The organism is Sunxiuqinia sp. (genome assembly GCF_055140945.1).
Genome location: NZ_JBSQYS010000023.1, coordinates 37,269 through 55,182, shown reverse-complemented (window position 1 = coordinate 55,182; position 17,914 = coordinate 37,269). Strand labels below are relative to the sequence as shown.

The 17,914-nt window shown below is 39.3% G+C and carries 10 protein-coding genes; 5 read left to right on the top strand and 5 right to left on the bottom strand.

What is annotated here, in order from left to right; genetic code table 11:
• Positions 1–195 precede the first annotated feature (195 nt).
• The 3 genes from ACTB00_RS12085 to ACTB00_RS12075 form a co-directional block, all read right to left on the bottom strand.
• Positions 196–1,731 (bottom strand): tetratricopeptide repeat protein, encoded by a 1,536-nt coding sequence (locus ACTB00_RS12085; protein WP_463300176.1) that lies wholly within the window; start codon positions 1,729–1,731, stop codon positions 196–198.
• 530 nt (positions 1,732–2,261) lie between these two features.
• Positions 2,262–2,846: an RNA polymerase sigma factor gene (locus tag ACTB00_RS12080; protein WP_463300175.1), complete on the bottom strand. Its 585-nt coding sequence runs from the start codon at positions 2,844–2,846 to the stop codon at positions 2,262–2,264.
• Positions 2,847–3,390: 544 nt separating this feature from the next.
• Positions 3,391–4,128, bottom strand: coding sequence for a hypothetical protein (locus ACTB00_RS12075; protein ID WP_463300174.1), 738 nt, complete (start codon positions 4,126–4,128; stop codon positions 3,391–3,393).
• A 293-nt stretch (positions 4,129–4,421) separates the two neighbouring features.
• Here ACTB00_RS12075 and ACTB00_RS12070 point away from each other — a divergent pair, with 293 nt between their 5' ends.
• On the top strand, positions 4,422–6,200 hold the full coding sequence (locus tag ACTB00_RS12070; RefSeq protein WP_463300173.1) for a BamA/TamA family outer membrane protein: 1,779 nt from the start codon (positions 4,422–4,424) through the stop codon (positions 6,198–6,200).
• A 45-nt stretch (positions 6,201–6,245) separates the two neighbouring features.
• On the opposite strand, the gene ACTB00_RS12065 is transcribed toward ACTB00_RS12070, so the two are convergent.
• Together ACTB00_RS12065 and ACTB00_RS12060 are read right to left on the bottom strand one after the other, a co-directional pair.
• Complete coding sequence (locus ACTB00_RS12065) at positions 6,246–8,354, bottom strand: S9 family peptidase (protein WP_463300172.1); 2,109 nt, start codon at positions 8,352–8,354, stop codon at positions 6,246–6,248.
• Positions 8,355–8,446: 92 nt separating this feature from the next.
• The gene (locus ACTB00_RS12060) at positions 8,447–11,380 is read right to left on the bottom strand and encodes a DEAD/DEAH box helicase (RefSeq protein WP_463300171.1); all 2,934 of its coding nucleotides are present in this window, start codon (positions 11,378–11,380) and stop codon (positions 8,447–8,449) included.
• A gap of 256 nt (positions 11,381–11,636) precedes the next feature.
• Here ACTB00_RS12060 and ACTB00_RS12055 point away from each other — a divergent pair, with 256 nt between their 5' ends.
• The 4 genes from ACTB00_RS12055 to ACTB00_RS12040 all read left to right on the top strand — a co-directional run bounded on the left by ACTB00_RS12055 (position 11,637) and on the right by ACTB00_RS12040 (position 17,582).
• Positions 11,637–12,455 carry a sulfide/dihydroorotate dehydrogenase-like FAD/NAD-binding protein gene (locus ACTB00_RS12055; protein WP_463300170.1) on the top strand — a complete coding sequence of 273 codons (819 nt, stop codon included), beginning with the start codon at positions 11,637–11,639 and terminating at the stop codon, positions 12,453–12,455.
• A gap of 41 nt (positions 12,456–12,496) precedes the next feature.
• Positions 12,497–14,005 (top strand): NADPH-dependent glutamate synthase, encoded by a 1,509-nt coding sequence (gene gltA, locus ACTB00_RS12050; RefSeq protein WP_463300169.1) that lies wholly within the window; start codon positions 12,497–12,499, stop codon positions 14,003–14,005.
• 41 nt (positions 14,006–14,046) lie between these two features.
• Complete coding sequence (locus tag ACTB00_RS12045) at positions 14,047–15,033, top strand: dihydroorotate dehydrogenase-like protein (protein ID WP_463300168.1); 987 nt, start codon at positions 14,047–14,049, stop codon at positions 15,031–15,033.
• 131 nt (positions 15,034–15,164) lie between these two features.
• Entirely contained in the window at positions 15,165–17,582 is a 2,418-nt protein-coding gene (locus tag ACTB00_RS12040) for a LysM peptidoglycan-binding domain-containing protein (protein ID WP_463300167.1), read from the top strand.
• Positions 17,583–17,914: the final 332 nt, after the last annotated feature.

The following is a 17,914-nucleotide window of genomic DNA, read 5'->3' as shown; positions in this document are numbered from 1 at the left end:
GTATTCGTAATTACTCTTCATGAACGTTTTAGGATAATTAGGAATTTCATCAGGAATACCGAAAAAAAAATGAACTTTTGAACTAAGGATATTGAACTGAACTAAGGAACGATTGAACAAAGGATGTTAAGTATTAACGGTTCATTTTTTCTATTTGCTAACGTTGTATCTTTCTATATTTACGTATTTAATTTGTTATTCGATGTATTTTATTTTTCTCAGGACAGCACTTGCTTTCTCCTGATAGTAGCCTTGGCTTGCTGCTATTCTTTTAAATTGCTTATAAGCTTTTTCCCTGTTTTCTGTTTGCAGGTAGCACAATCCGATGTACCACTGAGCTTGTTCAATAAACAGGTTATCTCTGTCGAGTATTACTCTCTGGTATGATTCCAGAGCCATTTTAACTTGACCTGTTTCCTGATAGGCAATACCTGAATAAAAGTTACTTACCGGATTATTTTTGTCTATTTCCAGTACTTCACCAAATAAGTTGATTGCCCCCTGGTATTCTTGTTTGTTGAACTGGTGCAGTGCTTTGGTTAGCTTGCTGTCGATCAGCGCGTCACCCGAACGGAATATACCGGTTGTTTCGTAAGGCTGATAAAACTGGCTGTAAAGTTGGGCATCGCTCGAGTTCGAGTGCCTGTTTATCAGTCCTGTAATGCTTAATATTAATATCAGCGAGGCCGCAACAGATGCAATGGCAAGTCTTGATGTTGTTATTTTGGTTGTGAACGATCGTTTTTGTTTTTCTTCCTGGTTTACCTGATCAATGATGGTTCCAAGTTTAGCCCGAAGATCCATAACACCTTTTTCCTGAACCGCCCGATCAATTTCTTCGAATAATTCGAGTTCGGCCGCTAAATCCTGATTGCTTTCCAGTTCAGCTTCAAAAGAGGCCAATGCTTCTTCGTTCAACTCATTATTCAGGTATTGGTCTATTTCTTCAACTTTGTGGGCTGTTGAAGCCTCGGTTTGTTGTATGGATTGCAGGTTAGCCCTAAGGTCCATGATGTCGCTTTCAGAAACAGCCAGGTCAATATCGTTGTGTAACTCAAAATCATTTTTCAAATCATTGCTTAGCATCATTTCCTGTTCGAAATCAGCCAGTTGCTGTTCGCTGAGTTCGTTGTTGATGTATTGATCAATTTCCTGAGTTGTTCTTTGGTGTGCCGGTACACTCGCTGCAATTTGTTGCAGGTTTGCCCTTAAATCATGGATGTCTGTTTCGTTTAGTGCATTCTGCACATCTTCAAAGATAGCTTCATCCATTGGGGTGAGGGTAAACTCGTCATCAGAAGCGACATCCTGTGCTTGTTGTTCTTTATAAAAGTGGTGGATATTTTCTTTGGAAGCGATGTTGTGCTGAGCCAGATGAATTTTAGGCAGGCTCTGTCCCAGGCTAATTAAATCGTTGATACTGACCGGTTGATTAAATTCTTTGAAAGACGATAGGTCTTCAGAAAGTTCGAAGCTGAAATATTCGTCTTCGCAATCTGTAATGGTTTCATTTATAGCCTCTTGTTCCTGCGAGATAATATTCTGCAGATTTTTTCTCAGGCTTTGGATGTCGGTTTCGCTGATAGCGTCCCGGATTTCCAGTTGAAGCTTTAATTCTTCTTTTAATTCTGAATCGTAGCTCAGTTGTGTATTGAATTCGCTTAGCGCTTCGCCGGTCAACTCCCCGCTAAGGTACTTATCAATTAGTTCTATTTTATTCTTACGTATCATCTTTCCAAAATTTTAATTTTCAATATCCTCTTCTACTTTTTTACGGGATTTATTTGAGATGTTTATACAAATTTCCCGTAGCACAAACATTTAATGACTATTGTTTTTAGGCGTTCTTTGATTTTTGCCAGTCAAATCACACTGTTTGTTTAAAAAAGCGAGCAAAAATTATACTTGAGAAGTTCGGTTGGTTAGAAACAATCATGAAAAAATGGATTGTCGTTACCGAAATCTTTGGGTAAATGTTCTTGTAGAATTGCTGTAGAATTAGAAGTCAACTCGGAATCTCCTGAGAAATTCTTCGTTCGTGTATTTTATCATTTTCACTCTTTTATTCCGGAAAGGGACAAAAGGTAACCCCTTAAATTTAATTTTTATAAGAATTTGTGTGTATTTCTTCAAATAGATATTCTTAGTAGTGATTCCCTGTATAGCACGACAACGATCTTTTTCAGAAAAAAATCAATCGGTAAAACGGTTGATTAGTGGCAATGGAAAATAAAATGTGTTTGGGTATATAAAATATAGAGTTAAGCGTTGTCTTCCAATATTTTTTTATACTCAATGTCCTGTTTAATACTTTTTACCAGATATTCTTTGCATTTATATTTTCTCTTTTTAGCGTATTTTTCGCTTTGGTAGCCCATTACCTGAGCTATTTGTTTAAGGGGAACCTTATCAAAAAAAAGTTGTAAAATCTTTTGGCAGTCTTTACCTAGATTTTTAAAATGCTTTTGATAGAGTTTGTATTTTTCATTTAAATCTGCTGTTTCTTCAAAACTGTTATCATAAATATCTTCATTGAAATCATGATTGTCTTGAATTTTTTCACGCTCATTTTTTCTTTTTTCAAGCTGTTTCAACCATAGAAACCTGCACACAGAGTACAGATAAGTTTCGAATGAGCAATCAAGGACAAGATCATTGGCTTTTAACTTACGATAGATAATAATAATTGCTTCCTGGAAAATGTCATTTGAATCCTCATCATCTCCGTTATTCTTTTTTATGAAGAAGTTGATTTTATAAAAGAAGTTTTTGTAAATGTACTGGAGAATTAAATTATCATTCCTCAGAATTCCATTGAGAAGCTCTTCATTCGTATAGTTAACCATTTTCTCTATTTAATTCTTTTATGTCTGGAACAGGCGGATTCGCTGCCACTAAAGTTAAAACCCAAACGGTACAGTCAATACCTCTGTTTTCCGCATTAAATATCCCTATAAAATGTTTAAAAAACAAATGAACGGTCGTATTCAAGGGTGGCTATTACTTTATTTAATTCAATTAATCGCTCAGTATTTTCTTAAGTATTCAACAACTGCTACAGCTTTTTAAAGTCCAAATTAATAAACCGAAGAACTAGAATGATGAATTATGGGATGTTCCAAAAATGGGTGTAAATTTCTAAAGTTTGAAATAAAACAGATTTTAAAGATGCTGTCGAATCTGAGATTCTAAGAAGTATGGTGGCTGAGATTGTGTTTTAAAAATAAAAAGGTAGACCCTCTGGCCTACCTTTTCTCACTAAACTAAGTAACCTAACTAAACCTAAACTTATGAAAAAAAACGTACTACAAAGATATGCTCTAAAGCATTAACTTGAGTTAAAAATTTGTTAATTGATGTTAAATATTTGTTTTTTCTTCACGAAGCCCACTATTGTGCTACAAATGTGTAGGAAATTGTACCTTTTTGTTGGGGTGGCGCGGTGTTGTCTGAATTAAAAACAGTACGATCTGCAGCTTGTTTGGCATAAATGGCTAACATCGGATCTTTTAAATCCCTCTCATTTCTAACATTTGATTCAATAACTCGCCCTCGCCGGTTTACAACAATATCTACAACAACCAGGCCTCCACCCTGTGTCAGGTACACGGGTATTGGAAGTCGGCGATGATACCGATCCTCGAGAAAATAGTGAATATTGCTTTCTCCCGAATAAATGGTACTTTTTATCGAATCTGGGTTCATCCCTTCTGTGGTTTCCTCAGGCATCGCAAATTCTTCAATGTCTTTTACTTCTTTTGACAGTTGTTTGTTCACATCCGCTACAAGCTTTTGGGCTTCGGCGATTTCTCGCTGATAATCCTCGTCGAAAAATGGGTCTTTTTTCGGCGCATCATTTACGGCCCGGTTACTTCTGGATGCCAATTGCTCCAATTCGCTGGGTGTTGAAGGGGTATTTTCGTCTTGTGTTTTTTCTTGCAGCTCTTCAGGTTTCGGTTCTTCCAATTCTTTGATGTTAGAAAAGTCAATAATGATTGGTTCTTCTTTCACCTCGCCTTTGGGCTTAACATTGACAAGTAAGAAACTACTAAATAATAGAATGTGGAAAAGCAGGGTTCCTATTATTCCATATATATTTTCTTTATATAATTTCTTGAATTTTGACATGTTCGGCAAAGTTAATAACAAAATGCCCTCAATATGATCATTCAATACAAAATTGCGTATCGTTTTTTTCATCAACAATATTTATTGAAGTATCTTCAGATTTCGATTTTTAGAGTAATTTAAACGAATTAATAAAGCGATTTATGTAGATGTTAAAACTAGTTAAAATGATAATTCGACTAAGGTTTGAACGTTTATAAAAGATAATATTGTGTAAAAAAGCTACTGTGATTAGGGCGGTTAACTTAATAGTGATTTTTTGTTTCGGATTGTTCTTGAGCAGCAACGTTATAGTGGCTCAAGAACAAATTGAAGACTCGGTGGATGTTGACGGTAGCACGGAGCTATTTTATGACTCCCTAAAAAACAAGGCCTATCGACATCGGATTACCCGATTAGTATACAATAACCTTGTGTCTCAAAAAGGGAAAAGGAATCAGAACCAACTTGAAGTAGAACTTTTTCAAATGAGCCTTCTTGAAGGGAAGACCATTGCATCAATTCAGATTCAACAGTTAGATATTATTGGCCCCTCGTTTAGGGATACTGCCCGGACAAGTCATACCTGGCTTGGACAAACAGCCAATAAGTTGCATACCCAAACAAATGAGCGAATTATACGGAAAAATATTCTGGTGCAAAGAGGAGATACTTTGAATGTTGAGCAGGTATTGGACAATGAGCGGATTATAAGACGCTTACCATTTATAAAAGACGTGCGTTTTTTGGTACGACAAGATTCCCTGAATACAGAGCAGGTCCATCTCACAGTTCTTACAAAAGATGTTTTTGCATTTGGAATTGGTGGAAGTGTCAATGGATTGAAGGGGGCAAGCCTGGAAATGTATAACAAAAATATTTGGGGGGCTGGACACCAGATTTCTGCAAAAATAGTTGGACATGTTGATCGGGAGCCTTACGTGGGATTCGAAACGTTCTATAAAATTAATAATATCGGAGGTAATTTCTTAAACATCTCCTTGGGATATGCCAATACATATAAGCGAAAAGGAATAGGGTTCGAATTTGAAAAGGAATTTCTACGATCTTCAACTGAATGGGGAGGCGGATTGAAGTTGCTTCGATGGAAGCGGGCGGATCGCCTATTTGAAGACTCGCCTATTATTCTTGATGAATTGGAATTGGATTATCGGCACTATGACTTATGGGGTGGTTATGCTTTTCAACTAAATGAAGGAATGCCGTATAGAAGCAGTCAGTTGGTTGCAGCCGGACGGGTGCGTTATTATCATTTTTTTGAACGTCCGGAGCCCGACCCGATGAATAATCAGTATTTCGCCAATTCAAAATTCTATCTCGCCAGTATTAGTTTATCAAAACGAAGCTATTACAGAGATTACCTAATCTATAGCTACGGTATTACCGAAGACATTCCAAAGGGATACCTACATGAATGGGTAATTGGGTTCGATGACAATGAATTCGTCAAGCGTTGGTATTCTCATCTGTATTTTTCTTCAGGAAACTTTATAAAATATCGTCCGTCGTTTTTATTTGCTTCGGCAGGTATAGGCGGTTTTTTTAATTCTCATAAATTCGAACAAGGGCAGATTGATCTAACCGGAAGTTATATTTCGCGTTTGTACACAGTTGGAAGAAAGAATTTCAGGCAATTTGTAAAGCTAAATTATATAATTGGTTTAAAACGATTCGATTTAGAGCAATTGTATTTGTCGCGGGAGCGAGGGATTCGAGGCTTTGATAGTAATTCAGCCACGGGAAAGCAACGATTGAGCTTAAATATCGAGTCGGTTTTGTTTACTCCGAAACATGTTTTAGACTTCAATTTTGCATTTTTTGGATTTGTTGATCTTGGAATAATTGGCTCTAATAAAAGTCTGATTTTTGATCAGAACTATTATGCAGGAATCGGGGCCGGCGTTCGAATAAGAAACGAAAATCTGGTGTTCAGAACAATACAGTTGCGTTTATCTTATTTCCCAAATCATCCGGCAGACATTGGAGCTTTTGGTGGAGTGTTGAATGAACGTTCAAAAACACAATTTTATAGCTTTCAACCACGTAAACCTCAGGTGCTACGGTTCGAATAGAATATAAAATAAATCGATCTGTGGGTAACTACTGCGGTTCATCTATTACAGGTAGTCCAGAAAATACTGACTAACTTTATCCATTAAATGAACACGGTCTTTTCCGCGCACGTTATGCGGATGAGTGGGGTAGGTGAAAAAGTCGACGGGTTTATTTTGTCTTACACATTCTCTTAAAAACTTCATACTATGTTGCATCACTACCGTAGAGTCCTGAGCACCATGAATGAGCATCAACTTCCCTTGTAAGCTATTTACATGGTTGGTTATATTTGCTTCCTGATATCCTGCCGGATTTTCCTGTGGTGTATCCATGTAGCGTTCTCCGTACATAATTTCGTACATGCTCCAGTCAACTACCGGTCCACCGGCAACTCCCACCTTAAAAGTTTCGGGGTGGCGCAACATTAAATTAAGAGTCATGAAACCACCGTAGCTCCAGCCATGAGCTCCAATGCGATTTGCATCAACATATGGCAGACTTTTTAAATATTCGATTCCACGCATTTGGTCGGCTGTTTCAGCAATCCCTAAATTTCGGTGAATTACATTTTCAAATGCAGCCCCCCGATTTCCTGATCCGCGGCTATCCATGGTAAATATAATAAAGTCATGCGATGCCATGTAATATTGCCACCATCGCACATCATTGTGCCATGTATTGTTTATTAGTTGTGCATGCGGACCTCCGTATACGTAAATGATAGTCGGATATTTTTTTGTTTGATTAAAATTTGGAGGAAAAATCAGTCGACCGTATAAATTCGTTGAATCATCGTCTGCTTTAATTGTAACGATTTCATTTTTCCCGAATTGAAAATCAGCAACAGGATTATCTGCTTTGTTAATGGTGCGAACTAGTTTCCCATCAGACGTTGATAAATCCGTTTGACCCGGAACATCGAAAGCTTCCCATTGATCAATTAAATAACTGAAGTCGGATGAAAACTTGGCTTGATGTGTTCCTGCTGCTCGATCTAAACGGGTGATTTCACCATTCGTAATTTTCACCTTGTATAAATGTCTTTCAATCGGCGATTCTTTGGTTGATTGAATGTAAACGTACTTTTTGTCTGCTCCATAAAAGTTTGTGACTTCCCAGTTCCCCTTTGTTATTTGCCTAATTTGCTTACCTGAAATATCGTACAGGTAGAGGTGGAACCACCCATCTTTGCGTGTCCGGTAGTAAAATTGATCCGGATTTGAAGATGAAAAAACAAGGGGGTATTGCGGTTCAACATAGGTGCTACTTGTTTCTTCAAACAAGGTCTTTACTTTTTCACCGGATGAAATTTCGTACTTGTTCATTTCCATATGATCCTGTCCACGGTTCAGTTCAGCTAGGTAAATAAATTTGTCGTTTGGTCCCCAGCTTATGTTTGTGAGGTAATGTTCATCGGGGTCTCCTGTGTTTAAAAAAATAGTTTTGCCGCTTTCCAAATCATAGATGCCAACGGTAACCTGGTGGCTTTTCATTCCGGCCATCGGATACTTTATTGGCGTGTACTCTGCTTCGCGAGCCATAAAGTCAACCAGAGGATAATCGTTTACCATGCTTTCATCTTTATGGTAAAAGGCAACTTGTTTTCCTGTTGAAGACCAAAAGATTCCTTTGGTAATACCAAACTCACGACGATGAACGTAATGTCCATTCAAAATTCCTTTTTCAGAATCAAATGTAATTTGCGTTTCTCCGTCCTTATTCAACACAAATAGGTTTCGACCTTTGGTGTATGCAAGTGTTTTTGATGTTTTACAAAAAGACAGGTTCTCAGCATTCTCTGGAATGGATAATTGTAAGGAAACAGTTTTCTTCTCAATATTAAAAAGAACCAGGTATTGATTGTGCCGGAATTGAATGGTTTGTGAATCAATAAACTTAAAGGCAGGGAATCTGGAAAGAGAGAATTCCCGGATGTCGGATAAAGTCAATAGAACATCTGAATTATTCTTATTACAAGAATACTGTAAAAGTGTATCTTTTCTCACAAAAACGTAGTGTTCGTTGTCTCTCCATTGCAGCGATTTTAGTTGTTCGGGGCGCAAATAACTTCGGCTGCCGACTATGGCATCTTTAAGTGTGAGCTCTTTCTTTTGTGCAAAAGTAAAGGTTGAAATCAAGATGATTAACAGGAACGAATAGGCAGTTTTCATGACGAATATTTTCTTGTATTGATGCTACGAAACTAAAATTTTTTCTGATTATGAGGAATGAGTTTCTTCAGTCCTTATTTTATGACAACTTTTTAATTGAAAAGGTTGATGATTTCCTTTTGAGTGACCGCTTGAAACGGATTGTTGGAGTTGACAAATTTTTCGGCAAGTGACGATTTTCGCTCTTTCAGCAGTTGTATTTTTTCTTCGATGGAACCTTCGGTAATAAAGCGGTAAACAAATACTTTTTTGTCTTGACCAATGCGATGTGCCCGGTTGATGGCCTGGTTCTCAGCAGCGGGATTCCACCAGGGGTCGATAATAAAAACATAGTCGGCCGAAGTGAGGTTGAGCCCAACTCCACCTGCTTTCAGCGATATGAGGAAAATTCGGTTCGCTGGATCTTCCTGAAAATTTTTAATAACCTGACTCCGGTTAGTTGTCCGTCCGGTGAGTAGGGAGTATTTCCAGTTTTCCGATTCAATTTTTTCTTTGATTAATTCTAAGTGTTTAACAAACGAGGAAAAAATCAGTACCTTGTGGTTTTCGGCCATCAAACTTTTCAAGCTTCTGTATATTTCATCGAATTTGCCCGACTCCGCTTCACTGTCATCGTTCAGCATCGAAGGGTGGTTGGCAAGTTGGCGAAGCTTCGTCAGCCCTTGTAATATAACAATGGCCGATTTATCCATGCCGTCCTTTTCAATGTTTTGCAGAATGTTATTTCGAATGATGGATTTTTCCTTTTCGTACGATGTTTTTTGCTCTTTCGACATCCCGCAATATCGAATTTGCTCTGTCAGCGCTGGCAGGTCGCGGGCTACTTGTTCTTTTTTGCGACGCAAAACAAAGGGGCGGATCAGCGTTTGCAATTTTTCCTGTTTCTCCTGGTCGTTTTTCTTTTCGATAGGCGTGATAAATTCGCGCTTAAAATAGGCTTGGTTGCCAAGCAGCCCTTTGTTCAGGAAGTTGAATTGAGACCACAGATCTGAGAGCGAGTTTTCAATAGGGGTTCCGGTCAGAACAAGTCGGTGTTTTGCCTTTAATTTGCTGATTGTTTGGTACGTTTTTGAACCGGAGTTTTTGATGTTTTGGCTTTCGTCCAGGATGAGGTAAAAAAACTCCTGTTCTTTTAAGATTTCGTAGTCATTTCGAACCGTTCCATAGGTAGTCAGAATAATATCGTAGTACGAAAGTATTCCTTTTAAATTGAGCGATTTCTTACGCTGAATACCAACGTGTTTATAGGCTTTTAATGACGGGGTGAACTTTTTGATCTCATTTTCCCAGTTGTGAATCAATGAGGTTGGCATAACAATCAGCGAGGCCGCTTGCCCCTGTTCCTTTTCTCTTTTTTCCTCTGAAAAGATGTTTAATTGGTTGTCCGGTTCAGTTGGGTCAGCCACCATGATCTGCCTTTTCATGCGCTTCAGTTTTAAAAGAAGCGTTAATGTTTGAAGTGTTTTCCCAAGACCCATGTCATCAGCGAGACAGCCGCCGAATTGGTGTTCATATAAATGATACATCCATGAAAAACCTTCTTCCTGATAGGCTCGGAGTTTGGCTTGTATATTGGCCGGAACAGTTATTGGTTCCGAAGCTGTTTCGCCAATCTTTTCCAGACGCTGAAAAAAGCTTTTATCAATCCCTTTCAGTCTTTTCTGGAGCAGCTGGTAGTGGTATTTTTTTAGTTTTAAAGCTTGCCCATCTTGCTTCGCAAAAGGTAATATATCTTCATATTGGGTGAACCATTCTTTTGGTAGTATTGCTATTTCACCATTGGGTAATTCAAACTCTCGAATTCCGCTAAGAATATTTCGTTTCAGCTTAATAAAAGGAATTTCGTATTCCCCAAAACGAACTTTGGCGTAAATATCAAACCAATCTTCACTGGTTTTTATTTCTACCTGTAAATTCTGTGTGTCGGTTGAGTAGCGTTTTCCAAACTGATTTTGCTGTAGCTCAAATCCGTGCTCGGCAAGCTTTTCTTTGTTTTTATTTAGCCAGGTCAGCATTTCAAATAAGCGATCGGTATCATCCAGCAGCTCAACTTGTTTTGGGTAAAAGCAACCATCTTTTTCCTTCAAGCCCAATTGTTTTAAAAGCTGAATTTGTTGTTTTTCCCAGTTTTCGTCGCGGTTGTATTTCTGAAATAAATACTGGTTGTTTGCTTTTGTGAGATGAACAAATACCGACGATTTGCTATTGGCCAAATATTCCGTGTCGCCATATTTAAACTTGGGGATGAAAACAGGTTCAAGCTTTAAATTGGGTTCCAAAGAAAGCAGCGGATGTTTGTCGCTATCGTGTTCTTCAATCGAAAAACCGGTCGCACGCACCGGATATTCTCTTATGGTGCTGAGGATAAATGTTTCAAAGTATTTTTCTTCTACGGACTTGGGAATGGTGATAAATTCCTTTGTTAAAAATGGAACCAGCTTTTTAGCGCTAATATGCCGGAATAGGTATAGCCGGTTTTGCCACGCAAAACTGCATGGCTGACTGGTGACTACCGTTAGGTTTTTATGCAGAATATTGATTTTACTCTGGCTATGTTTAATTTCCAGCGAATAGCGTGTGCCTTCCTCATTTTTTTCGAAGCAAAAAGTTGCACGCGAAAATTGCTCGGGCACAACAATTAGGTCCTCGTCGTATAGGTTCGAATACTTAGCCTGCTTGAAAAATAAACGGGTCTTTTGCTGCATCAGTAAAACAGCAATTTGTCGCATGTGCTTATCAATGTACGGACTGATGTGATCCTGAAAGAGTCGTTGATCCAGTTGCTGAAAAAATTTGCTCGATTCTTTTTGCTTTGAAAATTTCTTAAACAACATTTCATCGCTGTACTGATTGGTTAGCTTAACCAATCCTTCTTCAAATGAATTGAGGTTTAGTTCAGGCAGATCATGCATTCTTACCAGCTTTACAATACTGTAAAAGGAGACCTTTTTTTCAATTAAAAAAGCCTGAAAGATATTGCCAAAAGTTCGGTGTTCTGTAAGTCCGATTATAAGTTCCTGAGCCATATTGAAAAAACTGCGTTATAAATCGAGTAATGTTTAAACTGCGTGTTAAAAAAAGTCGAACCTCAAATATAAGCGAATTCTGCCAGAGCCAGCTTTTTTCGTCGTATTTTGACGAATAATTAGTGTGAGTTTAATGTGAAATCAAAATTCAATGATTAAAATCAATAAAGTTTCGTAAAATAACACACACAATGCCTGTAGAGTTGTTTCACATTATTATTTTTGCAGAGCAAGAAAATAACGAGGCGAAATAAACATGTATAAAATAGTTCAAAAAGAACAATTCTCTGAAAAGGTTGTCAAACTGGTGGTTCACGCTCCGCGAGTTGCTCGTTCACGAAAGCCCGGACACTTTATTATTTTACGGATTGATGAACATGGCGAACGAATTCCGCTTACCATTGCCGAAGCTGATACTTTGGCCGGAACAATTACCTTGGTGGTTCAGAAGGTTGGCGTGAGTTCAACCCGTTTGTGCAACATGTCTCCGGGAGATACCATTCTTGATTTGGTGGGGCCGTTGGGGAAAGCAACCCAGATTGATAAAGTTGGAACCGTATTGGCTTGTGGTGGTGGTGTTGGAATTGCTCCGCTATTGCCTATTGTTGAAGGATTTAAAAAAGCAGGAAATCGTGTTATTACTGTCTTGGCAGCCAGAAATAAAGACTTAATTATTTTAGAAGAAGAGATTCGTCAGTGGTCGGATGAAGTTATTATAATGACCGATGATGGATCGTATGGCGAAAAAGGACTGGTGACCACGGGAGCTGAGAAAGTAATCAAGCGTGAGAACGTGGATGAGTGCATTGCAATTGGTCCTGCCGTGATGATGAAATTTACAGCTCTGCTTACCAAAAAATATCAACTTCCAACTCAGGCTAGCTTAAATGCCATTATGGTTGATGGAACAGGGATGTGCGGCGCATGTCGTGCTAATGTTGGTGGTCAAACAAAGTTTACCTGCATTGACGGGCCGGAATTTGATGCGCACAAAATTGATTTCGACGAATTGATTTCACGACTTGGCGGATATAAAGAGCAGGAAAAAGAGGCTTGGGAGAAAGTCGTGGAATAATTTTTCATTGGAAGACTGAAAACGAACAACTGACAACTTGAATGGAAGAGTACCTGAAGATAGAACGCGAAAAAGAGTGGCGAGCAGATTTACGCAAAACCATTAAAAATAAGGAACGGATTGAGCTGCAACGAGTAAAGATGCCTTCGCTTGATCCGATGGAGCGGATTAAATACCAGGATCGGGAAGTTAATCTTGGTCTCGATATACAAAGCGCCAAAGCTGAGGCTGTAAGGTGTATGGATTGTGTGAATCCAACTTGTATTGAAGGATGCCCGGTTAGCATCAATATTCCAAAATTCATTAAAAATATTGAGCGGGGAGAGGTTCTGGAAGCTGCAAAAGCATTAAAAGAAACTTCTGCTTTGCCTGCCGTTTGCGGTCGGGTTTGCCCGCAGGAAAAACAGTGCGAAGCGAACTGTTTTTATACGTTGAAACTAAAAAAGGAGCCGGTTGCTATCGGATTTCTGGAGCGTTTTGCGGCTGATTTTGAGCAAAACAGCGATACGATTTCCGTTCCTGAAACAGCTCCTGGAAATAACATTAAAGTGGCTGCTATTGGTTCCGGTCCGGCATCATTGTCGTTTGCCGGCGATATGGTTAAGCTAGGCTACGATGTCACCGTATTTGAAGCGCTGCATGAAATTGGTGGAGTGTTGAAATATGGTATCCCTGAATTTCGCTTGCCTAATAAAGTTGTTGATATTGAGCTGGAAAGCCTGCGAAAAATGGGAGTGAAATTCGAGCGCAATTTTATTGTTGGTCGCACGGCTTCTTTCAACGATTTGAAAGAAGAAGGATTTCAAGCATTTTTTGTGGCCAGCGGAGCCGGACTACCACGTTTTATGAATTTACCCGGAGAGAATTACAATGGTATTTTGTCATCGAACGAGTATTTGACGCGGGTAAATCTTATGCATGCCGCCCAGGATAATTATGATACGCCGGTACTAAAAGGCAAAAATGTAGCTGTGATTGGGGGAGGAAATACAGCAATGGACTCGGTTCGTACAGCCAAGCGATTGGGAGCCGAACGAGCCATGATTGTATACCGTCGTTCGCGTGAGGAAATGCCCGCCAGGGTGGAAGAGGTTCATCATGCTGAAGAGGAGGGGATCGAGTTTCTGAATTTGAATAACCCAGTCGAGTATTTTGCTGATGAAAACGGACGAGTAAATCGCATGCGGGTGCAAAAAATGGAGCTAGGAGAACCCGATGCTTCAGGACGGCGACGTCCGGTGGTGATTGAAGGTTCAGAGTATGACATTCCCGTTGATGTTGTGGTTGTTGCTATTGGTGTGTCGCCAAACCCGCTTGTGCCATCGGAACTGCCGGATTTGAAGGTCAGTCGTTGGGGAACGATTGACGTTGATCCGGAGACCATGCAGAGTTCGATGCCGGAGCTGTTTGCTGGCGGTGATATCGTTCGGGGAGGAGCTACCGTTATTTTGGCGATGGGCGACGGACGAAAAGCAGCTGCCGGAATGCATCAGTATTTATTAACAGCAAACAAAACCAACAAAGAAAAGATAGAGGCAAAAGCAAAGTAAAATGAATCCATTTTCATAAAGAAATAAGAACAAACAAAGCTATGGCAAATCTTAAAACTCAATTTTTTGGTTTAGAATTGAAAAGCCCTGTAATTGCTGCAAGCAGCAGTATGACTGCCGATTTGAACCAAATAAAAAAGCTGGCCAAAGCTGGTGCAGGAGCAATTGTCTTAAAGTCGATTTTTGAAGAAGAGATTGATACTCAATTACAAGAAGAGCTGACAAAAAGCAGAGATTTGGAGCCCGATCCCGAATACCTGGATTACTTTGATTACATCATTAAGGACGAGAATCTGAAGGATTACACCAACCTGATAAAGCAGGCTAAAGAGGCTGTTGATGTGCCGATTGTGGCGAGTGTGAGCTGCATTAGCGCTTCGGATTGGGTGTTGTTTGCTCAAAAGCTTGCTGAAGCCGGAGCCGATGCGCTGGAACTAAACTTGTTTTTATTACCTGCCGATGTTTACAAAACCAGTTACCACAACGAACAGTTTTATTTTGAAACCATTAAAAAGGTATTGGAAGTCGTCTCAATTCCGGTGAGTATCAAGATCAGCCATTATTTTTCGAATCTTGGCAATGTTGTAAAAAAACTATCGGAAACCGGAGTAGCTGGAATTACCTTATTCAATCGGTTTTATTCTCCTGATATCGATATCAGAAACGAAACGGTGATTGGTGCCGATGTGTTAAGCCACGATAACGACTATTTATTGCCATTAAGGTGGACAGGTATTTTGTCGTCGAAAATTGATTGTCCGTTATCGGCCACAACAGGCATACATGCTGCCGAAACAGTTATTAAATTTTTATTGGCCGGAGCCAGTGCAGTTCAGGTTGCATCGGTATTGTATAATGGAGGAGCTGAAATGATTAGTCAGTTCAATGAAGAGATTGCCGAGTGGATGGATGAGAAAGCTTATACTGAAATTAATGACTTTAAAGGTAAATTGGCCATCTCATCCAAACATGTAGCAGTTTATGAACGGGCACAATTCATGAAATACTTTTCTGCTAAAAGATACTGATTATCGAAAATCAAATACAATTTAAACTTTTTTAATCCGTTTTTTGTCTGAAACATCGGACTTAATATCTTATTTTTGATCACTTGTAGCGAGATCGGAAATATCTTCCGCCTCAACCAGAATTTAAACACATGAATATTCGATTTTTAACATTCATATTACTAATCTTTATTAGTGTTCAACTTAACGCTCAGGAACGTCGAATTCAAGAAGATGGAAAAACATATGTGATTCATGTTGTTGTAAAAGGCGAGACTATTTTTTCGCTGAGCGAAGCATACACTGTTGATAAAAAAGAATTGCTTGGCGCAAACCCTGATTTGATATTTGGCTTGAAAACGGGGCAGGAATTGAAAATTCCGGTAGCCGAAACTTCCTTGGATAAGAATTTGTCTCCTGCGCAAAAGGAAGAACTGCCTTCTTTTCATACTTACCGCGTAAAACGCAAAGACGGGCTGCATTTTATAGCCAATAAATATGATGTTGAAGTAGAAGATATATTGAAGTATAATCCGGACGTTGAGGAGGATGGTCTGCAGAAAAGAATGATTTTGCTAATTCCTGATGCCGCTGACTTGAAACGAATACGAGAAGCTGCCAAAACGAAAAAACGAGTTGCAGCCAGCCAGGATACATTTAGGGTTAAAACTCACCGGGTAAAAGGTGATGAGACGTTGTACTCCATTTCAAAGAAATACAATGTTTCTATTGCATCAATATTGGACGCCAATCCAGAAGCGAACAATGGTTTACCAATTGGCATGATGCTGACGATTCCCGAGAAGGAGATCCGTATGACTACTGAAACAGCTCCACAAAGTGGCTTCTTTACTCACTTAGTTGAGTCGGGCGAAACATTCTGGAGCTTGGAACGCAAATATCATGTTACCCGCGACGTGTTGGAAAAATACAATCCCGCTCTTGAAAATGGGCTGCTCGCGGGGCTGCGAATTAAAATTCCGGTTTCGGAAAAGCTACCTGAATTTGACGTAAAACCTGTAAGTGATGGCCAGTTTCAGAAACATCATGTATTGCGTGGCGAAACTCTTTACAGTATTTCCAATAAGTATGGTGTAAAGATTAGTGAAATCAAAAAAATAAATCCGGTACTCAACTACCGGGGCTTGATGGCCGGAGAAACCATATTGATTACGGATGTTGTCGCTCAGGAACCGCTGGAGACTGATAAGCAAGATACCCCCGATAAGGAAGTTTTTATAGAGCGATCAGAAAATAAGGTGGCGGTGTCCGAGCAAGCAGTAAGAATCATCCCGAGGAGCGTGCCCGAAAGTTGTAAGCCTGATTTGATGGCTGCCTATGATGAATATGATGTGGCTTTGCTTTTGCCACTTTATCTTCCCGCAAACGATACGGTGAATCGCGTGCCAATGACCAAAGAGGAAATGATAATGGATGAAACATTCATGAGTCAGGTTGAAGATCCGGATGAATTGCCGGCGGATACATTTAAAATTAGGGATGAGGAAATTATTTATCCGCGCTCAGAGAACTTTGTTCATTTTTATGAAGGAGTACTTATGGCAGTTGACAGCCTACAGAAAGCCGGGATGAAGATCCAATTACACGTTTTTGATACCAATCAGGAACAAGCAGTTGTTGATTCTCTGGTGCAGCTGGATGTGTTTCGTGAGCTCGACCTGATTATTGGGCCCGTGTTTCCTAATCTTCAACAACCGGTTGCCGATTTTGCATATAAAAACCATATTCCGATGGTTTCGCCTTTGTCTTCGTCGGGTAACTTTGAAGACAAAAATCCCTACTATTTTAAGGTGAATCCAACTAAAGACTATCTGGTTAGGGAAACAGCTGATTTTATAGGCGAAGAGTATTTCAATAAAAACTTAATTGTGCTCGAAATGGGGGAGTACAAACATCTGCCCGAAGCTACTTTGGTTGATCTTTGCCGCGAGAAATTTTTCTCGAACGGCTTCTTAAATGCTGATCGCGAAGTGCACTTTCACGAATATAATTTCAATCGGGAAGGCTATTGGGGCTTGCGACGAATATTAAGCAAGGACCGAGAAAACGTATTTATTATCCCTTCGGAAACAGAGGCTCAGATAAGCGTGGCTATTTCCAATGTCAATTCGTTATCGGAAGATTTTCCGATTACCTTGGTTGGAATGTCGAACTTTCAGCGATACCACAGTATTCAGCCTGAATACCTTCATCATACCAAGTTACATTTGTTGAGTCCTTATTTTGTCGATTACAGTTCTAATTTGACAAACCGATTCATTGAAGACTTCAGGAGTAATTTTTCTGCTGAACCAAACCAATTTAGCTTTCAAGGGTACGATATCGCCTTTTATTTTATGTCGGCATTGTTCAACTATGGAAAAGATTTTAACGAGTGTTTGGCATACCATCGTGTGAAACTCAACCAAGGGGAATTTTATTTCGACAGAGTAAGCCGTTTTGGAGGCTATATGAATCGTGGCTTATTTGTGGTAAACTACACGAAAAATTTCAAGGTCGCTATTGATGGAGTCACAGGTGTTCCCGGCTTGATCTTTGCCGAAGACTAAAACGCGAACACATAACCACATAAGCTTATAATGATCTCTAACGATGCTTTTCTGAAAGCATAAATGGGCAGCCTTTTTCTTAGTTTTATCTAGTTTATGTATCAAGTATAGAGATGATTGCAGGTGTTTTTAACGAGAGCTGCGTACTGGATCTACAATCCAACTTGTAGCTCTTCTCGCAGGTATTTTGCTGATTGGGTCAGCTACGGTAAAATGTCTGATATATAAATTGGAGTATTCTCATTTAAATGAAATGTAATAAATATACGCTTTGTGGATAAATATTTCTGAATTTCGCTTCGGTCAAGTTTTTCGTAGTCAAATTTAGCTTA